This window comes from Rheinheimera pacifica, assembly GCF_024809855.1.
Taxonomy (GTDB): domain Bacteria; phylum Pseudomonadota; class Gammaproteobacteria; order Enterobacterales; family Alteromonadaceae; genus Alishewanella; species Alishewanella pacifica_A.
Genome location: NZ_JANUEM010000001.1, coordinates 580,408 through 595,961, shown reverse-complemented (window position 1 = coordinate 595,961; position 15,554 = coordinate 580,408). Strand labels below are relative to the sequence as shown.

Genomic DNA, 15,554 nt, shown 5'->3' with positions numbered 1-15,554 from the left:
GTGTTTTTTAGGGTTGTCGTTCTCTCATCAGAGGCTGGCTCCCTGTTGTCGCAAATAGGTTCGGATCTCTTCGGTTGCAGCCCGATTAAGCGCTGACCTGAGTTCCCTGCCATCCATCAGCGTAGCCTCGACTTTAAGATTAACGTTGGCACCAACACTCACCAGGTATTGCACCATTTGCAGATCCCCAAGATAGCTGGCGTTGATCAACGGAGTTTCATCTGCCAGCACCACAGTATTAACATCAGCACCGGCCTGAATTAACTGCTGCGCCAGTTTAAGGTTGCGCCGCTGCACTGCAATAATCAGAGCATTACCATCGCCTCTGCTACTGGCATTAACATCCGCTCCGGCGAGCAGTAAAGTGTCTACCAGTGCTGTGTTTTCATAGCGTACTGCTACCATCAGAGGAGTTCCTTCACCCGGCATTGGCTGGTTTAGTGGATAACCTTTTGCAATCAACTGCTGCACTTTGGCTATGTCCTGCTGCTTAATACTTTCGAGTAATTCAGCTAATTGTCCCAACTGGCTTAGCTTAATCTGGCCGTACTGCTTTGGTAGTTGGGCAACCTGCCATTGCTGCGCGAAACTGAAAGTAATTAACAGTGTCACAGATATCGCAGTAATCATAGCTATAGCCAAAGGGGTTATTTGGCGGCCAGTATCTTGCAATATACTGTTAATACGCTGGGCTAACAGCGGCTGTTGCTGCCACGACATGGCCAGTACTACAGTGGTAGGGCTGGCCATTTTCTTATTACAGTCGAGTAACGTCTGGGCATAACGGTGGGGTTGGTTTAACCCGGCAACTACAGCAGCATCACAGCTAAGTTCCCGGTAGCGATTTAACTGTCGACATAACAGCCGCCAGAATGGGCTCCAACAGCATAGCGCCCCTGCCAGTTGCTGCAGATAAAACGCCAGTAAATCGTGGCGCTGCCAGTGCATTTTCTCGTGTGCTATGACATGCTGCAACTGCTCTGCAGACAGGCTGCTAAGCCAACTGGCAGGTAACACAATACGTGGCTGGCGTAAGCCCAGTAACATTGCACTGCTAATGCCTGCGTGCTGATATAACGCAGGGTAGTGTGCTGCATAACCCGGCAAAGACAACGGCTCGGCCTGGCGCCATAAATTGCGGCTAAGCCGGTAACTTTGATAAAAACGATAGCACTGTAGCAAACAAGTTAAAGGTAATAGCAACAGCAGCCATACCGGCGGTGACAATAAATACAGCAATTGCGGTGTTAACGCCCAGCGCTGGGTTAATTCTGTTGCTGATGCAGCCGGAGCCACCTCAACTGGCTGTGATTGCGCGATTTGTCCGGCCTCTAGCTGTAGTGTTAGCAAATCCGTACTAAACAGGCGTGGCTCTGTTTTATTATCCGGGCCTGGTATTAAGAGTAGTAAAGGCACTATAAACAGCAGCACCGTAAGTGCTGTCCACAGGCGCAGCATTAGCTGTGGTTTGCTCTGCCACTTGCTTCGGCTAAGCCAGTACAACCAGGGGATAGTCACGGTCGCCAGCCCCAGATGGATCAACAGATAAAACAACAGCCAGCTGAATTCAAACATGCTCAGGACTCCTGTTTATTTTTGTTGGATGCCAAAAGGGCTTTGGCATCAATTTGCGCCTGTAAATCTTGCTGTAAAGCCTCTGGCAATGCTTGTTGTTCTAATAAATGCTGCGCCAGTAAAGCCGGAGAACCGGCAAAAAAGCGCTGCAACAGTGTACTTAACGCCTGACTACGAGCTTCTTGTTGCACCGTTACCGCTTGATATACAAAAGCCTTGCCTTGTTTTTCGCAGTGCACATGACCTTTGTCGAGCAAAATACGGCATAAGGTTTGTACAGTGGTGTAAGCCACCGCAGACTGCTTGTTTAACTCAGCAGCAATAGCTTTAACAGAGCAAGGCCCATGCTGCCATAACACCTGCATAATTTTTTGCTCTGCGCCGGTTAACTCTGCTGATTTTTCTCTGGCCATAATTAAAACCTACTAAATGTTTAGTTTTAAATTAGCGTACTAAAATTCCACTTGCAACTAATTAATTAGTTTTAAATATTTTAGCCATTTTTTATAATGCCAGAAACCAATGCCTGCCAAGGGCTGGAAGAAAGATTCCATTTGTAGAAAAAATAATTTTTGCTATGATTGCGCGGTATTTCGGCAACTGGCTGTAAATACACTTGCACTGCTTATTTATGCAGTAAAGTCTGGTGTTTAGCGCTTACTTTTTCAGCGCAGCACGGCTGATATAGCAAGTAAACGCTCCGTTGAGTTTGGTTATCTGCTGCAACGGTTCACTTAACTTTATCCGGCCTGCCGGACTTTTTCAGAGAATAATAAATGATGTCAGCAGATACCCTGGTCGAGAGCCTCGCCGAACCTGTTGCAGCGGCGGCCGAAGCGGCCGCCGACGTTGTTACTATCGAACCTTCCATCATAAGTTTAATACCCCCTGTTGTAGTACTGGCTATTGCTATCTGGCTGAAGCGGCCAATATTGGCGCTGATCATGGGTGCCATTGCCGGTATGTTAATGCTGTCGCCCGCAGGTGCTTTAAGCAATATGGCCGACACGTCGCTGCGGGTAATGCAGGACGAAACCATTGGCTGGTTAATTCTGGTGTGTGGTGGTTTTGGCTCACTTATCGCCTTGCTGGTGCACACCGGCGGGGCTTTTGCTTTTGGTCGCGCCGCACAACGCGTGGCTACCGGGCGTAAGTCTTCCATGCTGATGACGTGCTTTTTGGGTATCGTTATTTTTGTTGATGATTACTTAAATGCGCTAACCGTGGGTGAAACCATGAAGCGCATTACCGACAAGTACAAAGTATCACGCGAGATGCTGGCTTATATTGTCGACTCCACCGCCGCGCCCATTTGTGTGCTTATTCCTATTTCAACCTGGGCGGTGTTCTTTGGTGGTTTGCTGGTAGCCAACGATGTAGCACCGGCAGGCGATGCCAGCGGTATTCAAACTTATATTTCAGCCATTCCTTATATGTTATACGCCTGGCTGGCAATGATTATGGTTATTCTGGTTATTATTGGCGTAGTGCCAATATTTGGCCCGATGAAAAAGGCTGAACTGGCAGCGCAGCAGTCACTGGTTGCAGCAGAAGATGCACCTAATTCGGCAACTACTGCACAAGACACGCATTCAGCTGATGATTTTGCTGTGCAGTCGTTTGATGAAGAGTTTGAACAAAGCAACCGCAACACCGGCAAGTTACATAACTTTTTGTTGCCAATGATTATGCTGGTTGGCTTTACCATCTGGTTTGAAATTGATGTATGGAAAGGCCTGTTAATGACCTTCCTGCTGACATTACCGCTGTATTTAGTGCAACGGCTGATGAGTATTTCAGAGATGATGGATGTAATGATCCATGGTTTTAAAACCATGCTGCCTGCCATTTGCACCGTTATCGCCGCTTTTGTTTTTAAAGATGTTTGCGATCAATTGGGCCTGCCACAGTATGTTATTGATAACCTGGCACCTTATATGAGCGCCCAAATGCTACCGGCGCTGGTGTTTTTGTCCATGGCAGTGCTGGCGTTTGCTACCGGTTCGTCCTGGGGTATTTTTGCGGTGTCTATTCCAATTGTAATGCCATTGGCGTTTGCGGTTGAAGCCAATATCCCACTGGTAATTGGTGCACTGTTATCTGCCAGCTCATTTGGCAGCCAGGCCTGTTTTTACAGTGATTCTACCGTGCTGGCCGCTCAGGGTTCAGGTTGTAACCTGATGAGCCATGCGTTAACCCAGTTTCCGTATGCGTTTGCGGCAGCAGTGCTGGCATTCTTTGGCTTTATTGCTCTGGCATAATACTCAGCCACACACGGGTTTGATAAAGGCGCTTATTACAGCGCCTTTATTTTTCAGCAGGTTATTTTAAGCATTGCGCCACTTTTTTACGCCTGACAAAACGCTGTCAGGCTGTTACCTTATATAGCAACCCTCTATAACAACCTTATACAGCCTGTTTACCGGAGTGTTTATGCTTACCATACTGGCTAAAATTCTTAAAGTACTGAACTCACAAGCCTCGCCCTGGCAAATTGCCTGGGCTATTGCGCTGGGCCTGTTTGCCGGCATACTGCCGTTTGGTTTACTGACATTGCTTATCGTGCTTATTGTGTGTCTGCTAACCATTAACCTGTCCACTTTTATTGTGGTGTGGGGCCTAACCGAAGGCTTAATGTTGCTGTTTGCCACACCGCTGGAAAACTTGACCTGGCAATATGCGCAAAACGAAAGCCTGCTTAACCTGTTGGCCAACACCGAAACGCTGCAACTGCTGCATTTGCATCACACCTTAACTCTGGGTGCTTTTGTGCTGGGTGCAATATCACTGCTGCCGGTCGCCTGGCTTAGCAAAGTGTTGGTGGTGCAATACCGCAGCCGTGTGATGAGCAGTGTACAAAAATGGAAGCTCACCCAAATGTTAAAAGCCAGCAAGCTATTCACGCTGTATGAAAAATTGAATTAAGGAGCTGAGCATGATCCGTAAATCCGGTTGGTTAGTATTTATTGTTTTCTTTGCCGCTCTGCTGGCGTTGGTCTATCTGGTCGCTGGCCCGGCGATTCGCCTGGGTATGGTATACAGCCTGGAAAAAGCTGTTGGGGCTGAGGTAAATATCAGCAAGGTATCGCTTGAACTGGCACCACTGGCGCTACGCATTAATAACCTGCAAATAACCGATGCTGCAAAACCTACCCACAATAGCCTCAGTTTTGACCATGCCCGCGCGGCATTGGAAGTATGGCCGGCGCTGCTAGGCTATTACGTTATTGATGAACTGACGGTAGATGGCCTGCAATATGGTGCTGAACGTAGCCGTGAAGGCAAGGTATACCGTGTGCCAGGCGTTGAGGGTGAAAAAGTCGATATTGCCCAGTTGCTGCAGGTAGACTTACCAGACGCCGATGAGCTTATCGCCCGTGCTAACCTGCAAACGCCAGCCAAAGCTGAAGCACTAAAACAACTGGCAGTTACTGAGCAGCAGCAACTTAAAACGCTGCAAACCCAGTTGCCTACTAAAGACTCACTGGCGCAGTACCAAACCGATATTAAAGCGTTAACCGACAGTAAAATCAGCAACGCTGCCGATTTAGCGGCAAAGGCCCAGCAGCTACAGCAGTTAAAAGACAAGCTTAACAGCGAAAAAGCCAAAGTAGAGCAGGTAAAGCAGCAATTAACGCACAGTAAAGACAGCCTGCAGCGCGCGGTAGAAGAGCTAAAAGCCGCGAGCTTGGCCGACTACGCCAAAGTGCAGCAACTGGCTAACCTGAGCGATGGCGGCCTGGCCGGTATCAGCCAGATTTTACTTGGTGATGTCTGGGGCGAGCGTGTAGCGCAGCTACAAACGCTGTACGAGTTGGCTAAACCTTATATACCGGAAGGCGGCATATCAGCAGGGCAGGATAGTGCAACCACCGAGCCTGAAGTGGTGTTACCAAACCGTATTTTGCCATTACCGGGCCAGCCCTATCCGGATTTCTGGGTAAAAACGGCCAGGGTTAATTGGCTGATTGGCGGCGGCGAGGCCACCATAGCGCTGCAGGATATTACCGCCCAACATGAACTGATTAACAGTGCCACCAAGTTTTCACTGGACGTAAAACAACTGCCGCAACTGGCCGCGTTTCACCTCAGTGGCGATTTTGCAGTGCTGCAGCAAATGGTGACTAACCTGAACTGGCAACTGGACGGCTTAAACCTGCAACCGCTTACCTTAGGTAAAGGTGATACCGCGCTCGATTTAGCGGCCGGTTTACTCAGCTCCAGCGGTAAGTTAAACCTTACCGACAACCAAATCACCCAGCAGGCCAGCGTGGTATTAAACGCCGCTAACTTTAACAGCACCGGCAATAAGTACCTGCAACAACTGGCAAACTTGCTTAACCAGCAACAGCAAATACCGCTTAATATCGCCACCACCGGCCTTATCAGTGCGCCAGAGGTGAGTATCCGCTCATCGTTAGATAAAATACTCGGCGATGCGCTGCTGGGCGAAGCCAAACAAAAAGTCGCGGCTTATCAGGCTGAGTTACAGGCAAAGCTAAACAGCCAGCTGCAAACCGGCCTGGCCGGCCAGCAAGACTGGGCAGCACTGTTAACCCAGCAAGATGGCGAAGTGGCCGACATCAGCGGCAGCATTGAAACTATGCTGAGCGCTAAAATGGCGGATGTAAAAGATCAGGCCAAAGATAAGTTAAAAGACAAACTGCTGGATAAACTCGGCGGCGGTTAAGCACCAGTGTTTTACATCTGGCGTTAAGTATCGCAAAATAACGCCAGCTGTACCCACTTAAGGCCTTTGAGCAGTATTAAAGGCCTAACCAACCAAGGACAGGATATGACATTAGGCTGGACCATCTTCGCCTGCATCGCCACCTTTTTTGCCGCTTATATCGTGTTCGCTATTGGCTTTTATACGTCGATGGGTATACAGCAACGTAACCGTTTACTACACGCCTACATGTTAAGCGCCTGGGTATGGTTACCCGGCTCGGGCATAGTGGGTATAATTTTAGGTATTATTAACTACCAAAATGAAGCAGACACCAGCGGCTACTGGATCTTCACCCTGCCGCTTATAGCACTGGCTGTGTACTTCGCCGGCTTTGTGTTGTTAAGCAAAAAGCCTTAGTACGAAAACTATCTGGCTGCGTTATCTGGATATACTTTGATGAAAACACCATGCAACTTGTGGATCCTTTCTGTTTTTTGGTGCATCAGCCGATGAACCTTTATGAGATATAACCGGCTTTAAAGTGGCTAAGCATACCAAGGGCAATAACGACGGTGTGAAAGCTGAACGCCCTGAAATAAAAAAATACCGAAGAGTAAATTCACTGTGTATTACAGCGTTGAAGCGCTGTAAAGTATTCTGTTTAATCCCATTGCTATTTCATAATAAGAATTGAGTTGTAGATGACATTAATTAACTTGAAGGATCTGGAAGCACATCTATGGCATGCCGCGCACATTATTACCGGCCCCATCGATGCATCAGACTACAAGACTTATATATTTCCGGTACTGTTCTTTAAGCGTATTTGCGATGTGTATGACGAAGAATTTGCTGATGCCATGAAGCAGGTAGAGGATGAAGAGTTAGCCCGTGGCGACATGTTCCACCGCATTAAAATTCCAGCCGAAGCACACTGGAGCAAGGTATTCGCTAGAACCAAAGATATTGGTCAGGCACTTAAAGATGCCTTTCGCGCTATCGAAGTAGCCAACCCACATTTATACGGCATTTTCGGTGATGCCAGTTGGACTAACAAAGAACGCTTGTCAGACGAGCTGCTGTCAACCTTACTGAACCACTTTAATAAGGTGAATTTAGGCGTGGCTAGCGTGCGTGATGATGACATGGGCCGTGCCTATGAATATCTGATCAAACGTTTTGCCGACAAAGCCAATAAAAAAGCCGGTGAGTTCTATACGCCCCGCACTATTGTCCGCCTAATGGTAAACGTGCTAGATCCGGTTGTCGGTGAAAGCGTATACGACCCGGCCTGTGGTACGGGCGGTATGTTGCTGGAGACCATTCACCATGTTCAAGAAAACGGCGGTGATCCACGCCTGCTAAAAATCAAAGGCCAGGAAAAAAACCTGACAACCGAGGCTATTGCTCGGATGAACCTGTTCTTACACGGCCAGGAAGATTTTCAGATTTTGCGGGGCGATACACTGCGTGACCCTAAATTTGTCGTCAATGATCAACTGGAAACCTTTGACTGTGTTATTGCCAATCCGCCCTTTAGCTTAAAAGAGTGGGGTTATGACAAATGGCAAAATGACCAATATGGTAGAAAGCAATATGGCCTGGCTCCACAAACTAATGGCGATTTTGCCTGGGTGCAGCATATGTTGGTCTCACTTAATAGCAAAGGGCGGATGGCCGTAGTGCTGCCGCATGGTGTGTTATTTCGTGGCGGTGCAGAAGGAGCTATTAGAACCGCATTATTAAAACAAAATAAGATTGAAGCCATTATTGGCCTGGCCAGCAACTTGTTCTACGGCACAGGCATTCCGGCCTGTATTCTGGTACTGCGGCAAAACCGGCCTGCAGAACATAACAATCATGTGCTTATTATTAACGCCGAAGAGATCTACACCAAAGGCCGTGCGCAAAATACTCTTAGCAATGACCAGTCTGATGAAATTTACCGCATCTATCATCAGCAATATTTGACCGGCACCAAGGCAGATGAAATTGAAGGCGTTGCCCGCTGGGTAAGCCTTAATGAAATTGCCGAAAACGACTTTAACCTGAATATTGCGCGCTACGTGCAAAAGCCATTGGAAGAAGAAAGCATTACCGTAGAAGAGGCATTGAAAGATTTTCAGAAAAAGCTCGCTGCGCTGGAAAGAGCTGAAGAAGAGCTTGAAGCCCTTCTTATAGAAGAGGGTTTCGAAATATGAAGTTAGAGAAGGCATATGCAGAAGATATCAAGTTAAATATCACTGCAGAAGAAGCTGATCGACAGTTTTCAGCTGGCGTTGTTAAATCCAAATTTAGTTTTCAGTGTCCGGATGAACACTGTAGCGCGCCAGTCACATGTGCTAATTTAGAACGCCCCAAAGATAAGAGAAAGCGCGATCCGTATTATAAAGTCGTTGGCGAACATAGTCCTAATTGCGACATAGCAAAGGATATTGAGAAGCAGAAAAAACGAACAAATTCGAAAACGGACATTTATAGTGATAGCGATGAATACATTGATAATGCTATTCGTCTTAATTTACAGCCCCCCAGCACCAAAAGACCTGTGTCTATGGGAGATACACGAGTTACTTCGGACACTGACGGAAAAGCAAGACAAGGCAACACCGAAGAGTCAGGTAAGCGAAAAATTCAACGTTCAAAAACGCTATCATCACTAATAGATGCTTTTTTAGCGCATGAATCACACACGATACAGCTTCCGGAGGTCGGCGTAATTAACATCAGAGACTTCTTTGTTGAAATTAATGGTCAGGACTTATCTGAGTTAGAAGATGAATTTCGAATTTATTACGGTAAAGCTTGGTTTAATAAAAAAGAAAATGGATATTCCATAGTCTTTGATAAAACACTTACTTCTGCAGAAATTACTAAGAGACCATCAATTTACATGCCGCTCGATAAGCTTGTAGAGTCTGGCTTTAAACGCTTTAAGGTTAATGAACTGGAAAGACTGGCCGACAAGAAACCCAAAACGGTCTTCATCCTTTCGCAGGCAGGCCCCCAGTTAAGAAATGGCTATATAAACATCTGGTGTGATGGTCCTGAATATTTGGATTACCGTCTATGAACAGAAAAAATCTAGAAGATTTACTTTGGGGCGCTGCCGAATTTCTCCGCGGCCAAATAGACGCTTCAGATTACAAGCAATTCATCTTCCCGCTGCTGTTTTACAAGCGTTTGTCAGACGTTTATTTAGAAGAGTATGTTGAGGCATTCGAAGCGCATGATGGTGATGCCGACTACGCTGTGCTGCCCATGTATCACCGTTTTGATATCCCGGAGGAAGCCCGCTGGGAGAAGGTGCGCCATACCAGTAAAAACATCGGTGAGGCTATCCAAATCGCACTTAGGTTAATAGAAGCCAACAACCCGCGTTTACATGGCGTATTTGGTGATGCGCAGTGGACGAATAAAGAGCGCCTGCCTGATCATCTATTGGCCGATTTAATTGAGCACTTCAGCAAAATCCCATTAGGTATTAAATCGGTTAAACAGGATGACCTGGGCGAAGCCTACGAATACCTGATTAAGAAGTTTGCTGACGATTCTGGCCACACAGCTGCGGAGTTTTACACCAACCGCACTGTTGTGCATTTAATGACGCGTATTATGCAGCTTAAGCCAGGTGAAACTGCCTACGACCCAACCTGTGGTACAGGAGGCATGCTACTAAATGCAGTGATGGATTTACGCTCAGACTTAAAAGAGTGGCGTAGCGTTAAGTTGTTCGGCCAGGAAGTAAACTTACTAACTTCAGCTATCGCCCGCATGAACATGTTTTTGCACGATATCGAAGAGTTTGAAGTGTTGCGAGGCGATACGCTGGCAGAGCCTAAGTTTATTGAGAACGACCAGCTTAAGCAGTTTGACGTTATCTTTGCTAACCCACCGTATTCCATTAAAAAATGGAACCGCGATAAGTTTGCTGCGGACCCTTATGGCCGCAACTTATTTGGCGTACCACCGCAAGGCTGTGCCGACTATGCGTTTTACACCCATATCATTAAAAGCCTCAAGCCCGATACCGGCCGTGCTGCCATGTTATGGCCACACGGCGTGTTGTTCCGTGACTCTGAGCAAACTATTCGCAAGCAAGTCATTGAGTCTGACATTATCGAAGCAGTAATTGGCCTTGGGCCAAACCTGTTCTATAACTCACCGATGGAATCTTGTGTAGTAGTGCTTAACTGCAACAAGCTAGCCGAGCGTAAAAACAATGTGCTGTTTATCAACGGCGTTGAGCATGTTACCCGCGAACGGGCGCATAGCCGCTTATCTGATGATGACCTGGCAGTGCTGTGCGAAGCCTATTTCGAGCCGGAAAAGCAAAGCGATATTACCGCACTGGTTGATATCGATACTATTAAAGAAAACCTCTATAACCTGTCGATTCCGCTTTATGTGCAAACCAAAGACGATGAGGAAGTGCATGATATTGAGCATGCGGTAGAGACTTGGAAAATTAGCAGGGTGCTGTTGAAGAAACAGACCAATAAACTACTCCAAAGCCTCGCGCAGTTGGGTTACGAGGTAGAAAAAAATGATTGATAAACAAACTGTTAAATTCGGTGATATTTATCGCGAAGTAAAATTAACCACCAAAGATCCAGTTGCTGATGGTTACGAGCGTTATATTGGCCTAGAGCATTTGGATACTGGCTCGCTAAAAATAAAGCGGTGGGGAAGCATTGCAGAAGACAATCCAAGCTTTAATCGTGTTTTCAAAAAGGGACAAATATTATTCGGTAAACGACGTCCTTACTTAAAAAAAGCTGCGATAGCCGAATTCGACGGAATTTGTTCTGGTGACATCATTGTTATGGAGCCTAGAAAAAATACGACAATTTCACATGGCATTATAAAGCATATAATTCAGTCTGAAGTTGTATGGAATTGGGCTGTTTTAAATTCTTCTGGTTCTCTTTCACCAAGAACAAATTTCTCTGTGCTCTCGAAGCTGAATATATCTATTCCACATTTCCCTCAAGAAGTTTGCATATCTGTTTTGGATGCAGCAGAGGATTCTTTGCATAAGTCTGAAAATCTATTAGAAGAGTTAAGTAAGGCAAAAATTCGCACGGCTTACGCGCTAATGCTTGAAGGTAATTGGTATCGACAATTATTTGGACCATTAAGGGTTAATGTTCCCCAAGGATGGCAGATACTGAGAGTGGGCGACGTTCTTAAAGATACTCAATATGGGCTATCTGACTCGCTGGAGGCAACTGGGCGCTATCCGGTGCTTCGTATGATGAATATTACAAATGGATACGTAGATCCGAATGATCTAAAGTATTTAGATTATTCTATCGAGGAAGCAAGAAAGTACTTGTTAAATTATGGAGACATAGTTTTCAATAGAACCAACAGCATGGAGTGGGTTGGAAGAACAGGAATATTCGAGCTGAAAGAGGACTATCTATTTGCTTCCTACTTAATCCGTTTAGTCGCTGATACTGAAAAGTTAACTCCATATTATCTGACTCAGTATTTAAATCTTCCGTTAGTTCAATATAGGTTAAAAGCTTTTGCTACTCATGGGGTTAGCCAAGCAAACATAAATCCTGGTAGTTTGAAAAGTTTGCCAATCCTTGTTCCTCCTCCTGAGAGAATAATAGAGATAGAAAAAGTTCTTCGCGAATTTGATAGGCAAATTGATGTTTTGAAAGAGCATTATAAAAAGATGTTTAATTTATTTGCAGGTGTTAAATCGAAATACTTCGAGTAGGCAACTTAATGTTTAACGAACAAACTGTCACGGAAAATGGAATTATCGACCGCTTAAAGGGTTTAAGCGGGATAAATTGGGCTTACTGCCACGGTGATAGCCTGCCAAAGCAAGCGCAGGATATCTTTGTTGATGAGTGGCTAAAAGACGCGCTTTGTTCGTTAAACCCTGATATTGCAAAACAGCCGGACCTGGCGGACGAGGTTATTTATAAACTTCGTGGCGTTATTCTGGAAGCCAAGTTTACCGGCCTGGTTAAAGCCAACGAGAATTTTCAGGAGTGGCTGCTGGCAGAGAAAAGCCTGCCTTTTGGTAAAAATGGCGACCATATCACCATTAACCTGATTGATTTTGATGATATCAAAAACAACCATTTTGTCGTGTCGCAGCAGGTGCATTATATCGCTGCTACAGAAGTGTATTTTGATATTGTGCTGTACGTTAACGGCATACCCTTGGTAGTAGGTGAAGTTAAAACCGCCACCCGGCCAAGCGTTAGCTGGCAAGACGGTGCCGCTGATTTTATGGGCGGTAAAAAGCACTACTGGCAAAATGTTGCGCCATTTTTTGTACCTAACCTGCTGTGCTTTGCCAGTGAAGGTAAAACCTTTGCTTATGGTGCCATTAACGCTGGCCCTAAAGACTGGGGGCCGTGGCATAACACCGATTTACGTGATGACATTTTACCCGGCCTGCAAACTGTAATTAACAGTGCTGAGGGTTTACTAAACCCTGTTACCTTATTGCAGCTGCTGGAATCTTTCGCGTTATTTTCGACGGTGAAAACCGGCAAAAACACACCGCCAAAACGGATAAAAATATTACCCCGTTATCCGCAGTTTGAAGCCGCCAAGCAAATTGTTGAGCGGGTGCGCCGTGGCTACCCGAAAAAAGGCCTTATCTGGCATTTTCAGGGCTCTGGTAAGTCATTATTAATGCTGTATGCAGCTAAGATGTTGCGGGCTGATAATGAACTTAAAAACCCGACTGTATTGGTCGTGGTAGACCGACGTGATTTAGATAGCCAAATTAGTGAAACCTTTGGCGGTACCGACGTTAAAAACCTGATTAAAGTGCAAAGCTGCAAAAAGCTTGGTGAGTATATCGAGCAAGATAGCCGGGGTATTTTAATTACCACCATCTTCAAATTTAAAGATGTTGAAATCGACGAACCCAATAAAAAAGGCCTGAACGATCGCGACAATATCATTGTGCTGGTCGATGAAGCGCACCGCACCCAAGAAGGGGGTTTAGGTGACAAAATGCGCTGGGTGCTGCCTAATGCCCATTTTTACGGTTTAACCGGTACACCTATTTCAGGTATAGATCGCAATACCTTTAAGTTATTTGGTGCCGAAGACGACCCTGGTCGTTACATGAACCGTTATAGCTATAAGCAGTCTATCCGTGACGGTGCTACTAACCCGGTAAAGTTTGAACCACGCCTGGCAGAGCTTCGGGTAGACCGTGAAGCAATAGACAAAGAGTTTGAAGCCTTAGCCGCCGCCAACAACCTGGACGAAGAAGAAAAAGCTGAGCTGTCTAAACGTGCTGGCAAACTGGCTATTATGCTAAAAGCGCCTAAACGTATGGCTGCAGTTAGCGCCGATATTGCCGAGCACTTTACCAGCCACGTTAAGCCGAAAAAGATGAAGGCTATGGTGGTGGTGTACGACCGTGATGCCTGTGTTCAGATGTATTACTTGCTGGGTGAAAGGCTCGGGTTTGATGCTGTTGAAGTGGTGATGAATATTGACCAAGCCCCAGTTAAAGTGCCAGCAGGTGGTAAAAAGGGCAAGGTTAATAAAGACTGGCGCAAGTGGCATGACGATTTAAAGCTGCCGGTTAAACAGAGTGACTTTGAACGCTGGCAAAGCATCGATGACGATGAGCAAAAGCAAAAAGATCTGATAGAAACCTACAAAGACCCAAAACAGCCGCTGCAGTTACTTATCGTAACAGCCAAGCTACTAACCGGCTTTGATGCACCTATCTGCTATTGCATGTACTTAGATAAACCATTACGTGACCATACCCTGTTACAGGCTATGTGCCGCACTAACCGGCTGTATCAGAACGATGAAGCCCGCAAACAAATGGGCCTTATCATCGACTACCTTGGCGTATTTGAAAACCTGCGCACGGCACTGGCGTACAACCCGGAAGAAATTGAAGGCGTAGTGGAAGGCATTGAAGCCTTTAAAGCCATATTGCCAATGCAGTTGGAAAAGTGTCTTGCCTTCTTTCCAAATGTGGACCGAAGCCTGGAAGGCTTTGAAGGCATTATGACCGCGCAAGAGTGCCTGCCTACCAATGAAAAACGCGACGAATTTGCTGCAGCCTTTGGCGTAGTCGCCAAACTATGGTCGGCAATTAACCCTGACCCATTCTTAAACACCTACCGCAAAGATTACAAATGGCTGGCGCAGATTTATGAATCAGTGCGCCCAGTCGGCCAAACCGGCGCATTAGTTTGGGCAGCATTAGGCCCAGAAACCATTAAGCTTATACACCAGCATACCGATATTAATCGCATCCGGGATGATATCGACGAGCTGGTAATGGATGAGCACGCCATCTTTACCCTGACAGATAAAGAGCAAGAACAGCGGGCGCGTAAATTAGAAATCGACCTGATGGGTCGCCTACGTGGCAGTCACGACCCTAAATTCTTTGCGTTGGGCGAACGGTTAGAGAAACTACGTCAAGACTACGAAGCCGGAGTTATCAAAGCCATAGAATGGCTAAAAGGCCTTTTAGACGCAGCCAAAGACACCGTGCAGGCCGAGCGCGAAAGTGGCGATAAAGTTGTCACCCAGGAAGATAACAAGCAAGCGTTAACCAAACTCTTCCTGGAAACCCGGCCAGAAACCACGCCAAAGTTAATTGGGGACGTGGTAGAGCAAATCGACAAGATAGTTAAAGCAACCCGATTTGACGGCTGGCAAAACTCCAACAGCGGCCCGCGTGAAATACAAAAAGCACTATTACTCACGCTTGCACAGTTCGGCCTGGGCAAAGACAAAGACTTGTTTGCCAAGGCCTATGCGTATATTGAAGAGCATTATTAATGTTTACTTTTCACGTAATACAAAGCAAAGGCTTATTTCCAAAGTAGGGTTATCGGGGACAGAACAAAATTAACCTGCTTTGCTACTTTTCGTTTAGCCTTGCCCTTGTGGCGTATCCTCTTGCTGTTGACGCTGAGATAACCAGAACAGAGCATTTTAATTATTATAAAACAATGATCTAATCGGCGTTTTAAAATTTCTGTAGGCAGCTTGTCGATCTCTTCCCTCCCCACCCGACTAAGCACTGTGAATCAATCACTGCTATCTTTACTGCTGCATCAGCTGGCTGTGCAGGGGATTGCCAATTTTAGGAGCAACGCGATGAAATTTAACCCGGTAGTGCACTTTGAAATTTACGTAGACGATATGCCGCGTGCCGAAGCTAATGGCGGCAGTATACAGCAGCCGAAAATGTCTATTGGCACGCATGGTTTTTGCGCTGTAGTGCGCGACTGTGAAGGCAATTTAATTGGCCTGCACTTGATGACATAAGTTAGTGTCC

12 protein-coding genes are annotated in these 15,554 nt (G+C 46.2%); 10 read left to right on the top strand and 2 right to left on the bottom strand.

From position 1 onward, the window contains the following. Positions 1–27: 27 nt before the first annotated feature. Together M2404_RS02695 and M2404_RS02690 are read right to left on the bottom strand one after the other, a co-directional pair. Positions 28–1,575 (bottom strand): M56 family metallopeptidase, encoded by a 1,548-nt coding sequence (locus M2404_RS02695; RefSeq protein WP_259238155.1) that lies wholly within the window; start codon positions 1,573–1,575, stop codon positions 28–30. Between the two features lie 2 nt (positions 1,576–1,577). Next, positions 1,578–1,988: a BlaI/MecI/CopY family transcriptional regulator gene (locus M2404_RS02690; protein ID WP_259238154.1), complete on the bottom strand. Its 411-nt coding sequence runs from the start codon at positions 1,986–1,988 to the stop codon at positions 1,578–1,580. Between the two features lie 363 nt (positions 1,989–2,351). On the opposite strand from M2404_RS02690, the gene M2404_RS02685 reads away from it, so the two are divergent. The 10 genes from M2404_RS02685 (at position 2,352) to M2404_RS02640 (ending at position 15,544) form a co-directional block, all read left to right on the top strand. Next, on the top strand, positions 2,352–3,836 hold the full coding sequence (locus M2404_RS02685) for a Na+/H+ antiporter NhaC family protein (protein WP_259238152.1): 1,485 nt from the start codon (positions 2,352–2,354) through the stop codon (positions 3,834–3,836). Positions 3,837–4,008: 172 nt separating this feature from the next. Beyond that, entirely contained in the window at positions 4,009–4,500 is a 492-nt protein-coding gene (locus tag M2404_RS02680; protein WP_259238151.1) for a TIGR03546 family protein, read from the top strand. Between the two features lie 10 nt (positions 4,501–4,510). Next, on the top strand, positions 4,511–6,265 hold the full coding sequence (locus M2404_RS02675) for a TIGR03545 family protein (protein ID WP_259238150.1): 1,755 nt from the start codon (positions 4,511–4,513) through the stop codon (positions 6,263–6,265). 105 nt (positions 6,266–6,370) lie between these two features. Continuing rightward, positions 6,371–6,664, top strand: a complete 294-nt coding sequence (locus tag M2404_RS02670; protein WP_259238148.1) for a hypothetical protein — start codon at positions 6,371–6,373, stop codon at positions 6,662–6,664. 284 nt (positions 6,665–6,948) lie between these two features. Next, positions 6,949–8,448 (top strand): type I restriction-modification system subunit M, encoded by a 1,500-nt coding sequence (locus tag M2404_RS02665; protein ID WP_259238145.1) that lies wholly within the window; start codon positions 6,949–6,951, stop codon positions 8,446–8,448. Beyond that, on the top strand, positions 8,445–9,320 hold the full coding sequence (locus M2404_RS02660; RefSeq protein ID WP_068233539.1) for a hypothetical protein: 876 nt from the start codon (positions 8,445–8,447) through the stop codon (positions 9,318–9,320). Before M2404_RS02665 ends, M2404_RS02660 begins: the two co-directional genes overlap by 4 nt. Continuing rightward, positions 9,317–10,801 carry a type I restriction-modification system subunit M gene (locus M2404_RS02655; RefSeq protein ID WP_259238141.1) on the top strand — a complete coding sequence of 495 codons (1,485 nt, stop codon included), beginning with the start codon at positions 9,317–9,319 and terminating at the stop codon, positions 10,799–10,801. The genes M2404_RS02660 and M2404_RS02655 overlap by 4 nt, the downstream gene beginning before the upstream one ends. Then, positions 10,794–11,981: a restriction endonuclease subunit S gene (locus tag M2404_RS02650; protein WP_259238140.1), complete on the top strand. Its 1,188-nt coding sequence runs from the start codon at positions 10,794–10,796 to the stop codon at positions 11,979–11,981. The genes M2404_RS02655 and M2404_RS02650 overlap by 8 nt, the downstream gene beginning before the upstream one ends. An 8-nt stretch (positions 11,982–11,989) precedes the next feature. Next, complete coding sequence (locus tag M2404_RS02645; RefSeq protein WP_259238139.1) at positions 11,990–15,052, top strand: type I restriction endonuclease subunit R; 3,063 nt, start codon at positions 11,990–11,992, stop codon at positions 15,050–15,052. A gap of 321 nt (positions 15,053–15,373) precedes the next feature. Continuing rightward, positions 15,374–15,544 carry a VOC family protein gene (locus tag M2404_RS02640; protein ID WP_259238137.1) on the top strand — a complete coding sequence of 57 codons (171 nt, stop codon included), beginning with the start codon at positions 15,374–15,376 and terminating at the stop codon, positions 15,542–15,544. The last annotated feature ends 10 nt before the right edge of the window (positions 15,545–15,554 follow it).

What these genes read in the sequence shown, in the direction of transcription:
- M2404_RS02660 (WP_068233539.1), top strand. Translation starts at nt 8,445, where the DNA reads ATGAAGTTAGAGAAGGCATATGCAGAAGATATCAAGTTAAATATCACT.
- M2404_RS02640 (WP_259238137.1), top strand. Translation starts at nt 15,374, where the DNA reads ATGAAATTTAACCCGGTAGTGCACTTTGAAATTTACGTAGACGATATG.
- M2404_RS02685 (WP_259238152.1), top strand. Translation starts at nt 2,352, where the DNA reads ATGATGTCAGCAGATACCCTGGTCGAGAGCCTCGCCGAACCTGTTGCA.
- M2404_RS02645 (WP_259238139.1), top strand. Translation starts at nt 11,990, where the DNA reads ATGTTTAACGAACAAACTGTCACGGAAAATGGAATTATCGACCGCTTA.
- M2404_RS02675 (WP_259238150.1), top strand. Translation starts at nt 4,511, where the DNA reads ATGATCCGTAAATCCGGTTGGTTAGTATTTATTGTTTTCTTTGCCGCT.
- M2404_RS02690 (WP_259238154.1), bottom strand. Translation starts at nt 1,988, where the DNA reads ATGGCCAGAGAAAAATCAGCAGAGTTAACCGGCGCAGAGCAAAAAATT.
- M2404_RS02665 (WP_259238145.1), top strand. Translation starts at nt 6,949, where the DNA reads ATGACATTAATTAACTTGAAGGATCTGGAAGCACATCTATGGCATGCC.
- M2404_RS02680 (WP_259238151.1), top strand. Translation starts at nt 4,009, where the DNA reads ATGCTTACCATACTGGCTAAAATTCTTAAAGTACTGAACTCACAAGCC.
- M2404_RS02650 (WP_259238140.1), top strand. Translation starts at nt 10,794, where the DNA reads ATGATTGATAAACAAACTGTTAAATTCGGTGATATTTATCGCGAAGTA.
- M2404_RS02695 (WP_259238155.1), bottom strand. Translation starts at nt 1,575, where the DNA reads ATGTTTGAATTCAGCTGGCTGTTGTTTTATCTGTTGATCCATCTGGGG.
- M2404_RS02655 (WP_259238141.1), top strand. Translation starts at nt 9,317, where the DNA reads ATGAACAGAAAAAATCTAGAAGATTTACTTTGGGGCGCTGCCGAATTT.
- M2404_RS02670 (WP_259238148.1), top strand. Translation starts at nt 6,371, where the DNA reads ATGACATTAGGCTGGACCATCTTCGCCTGCATCGCCACCTTTTTTGCC.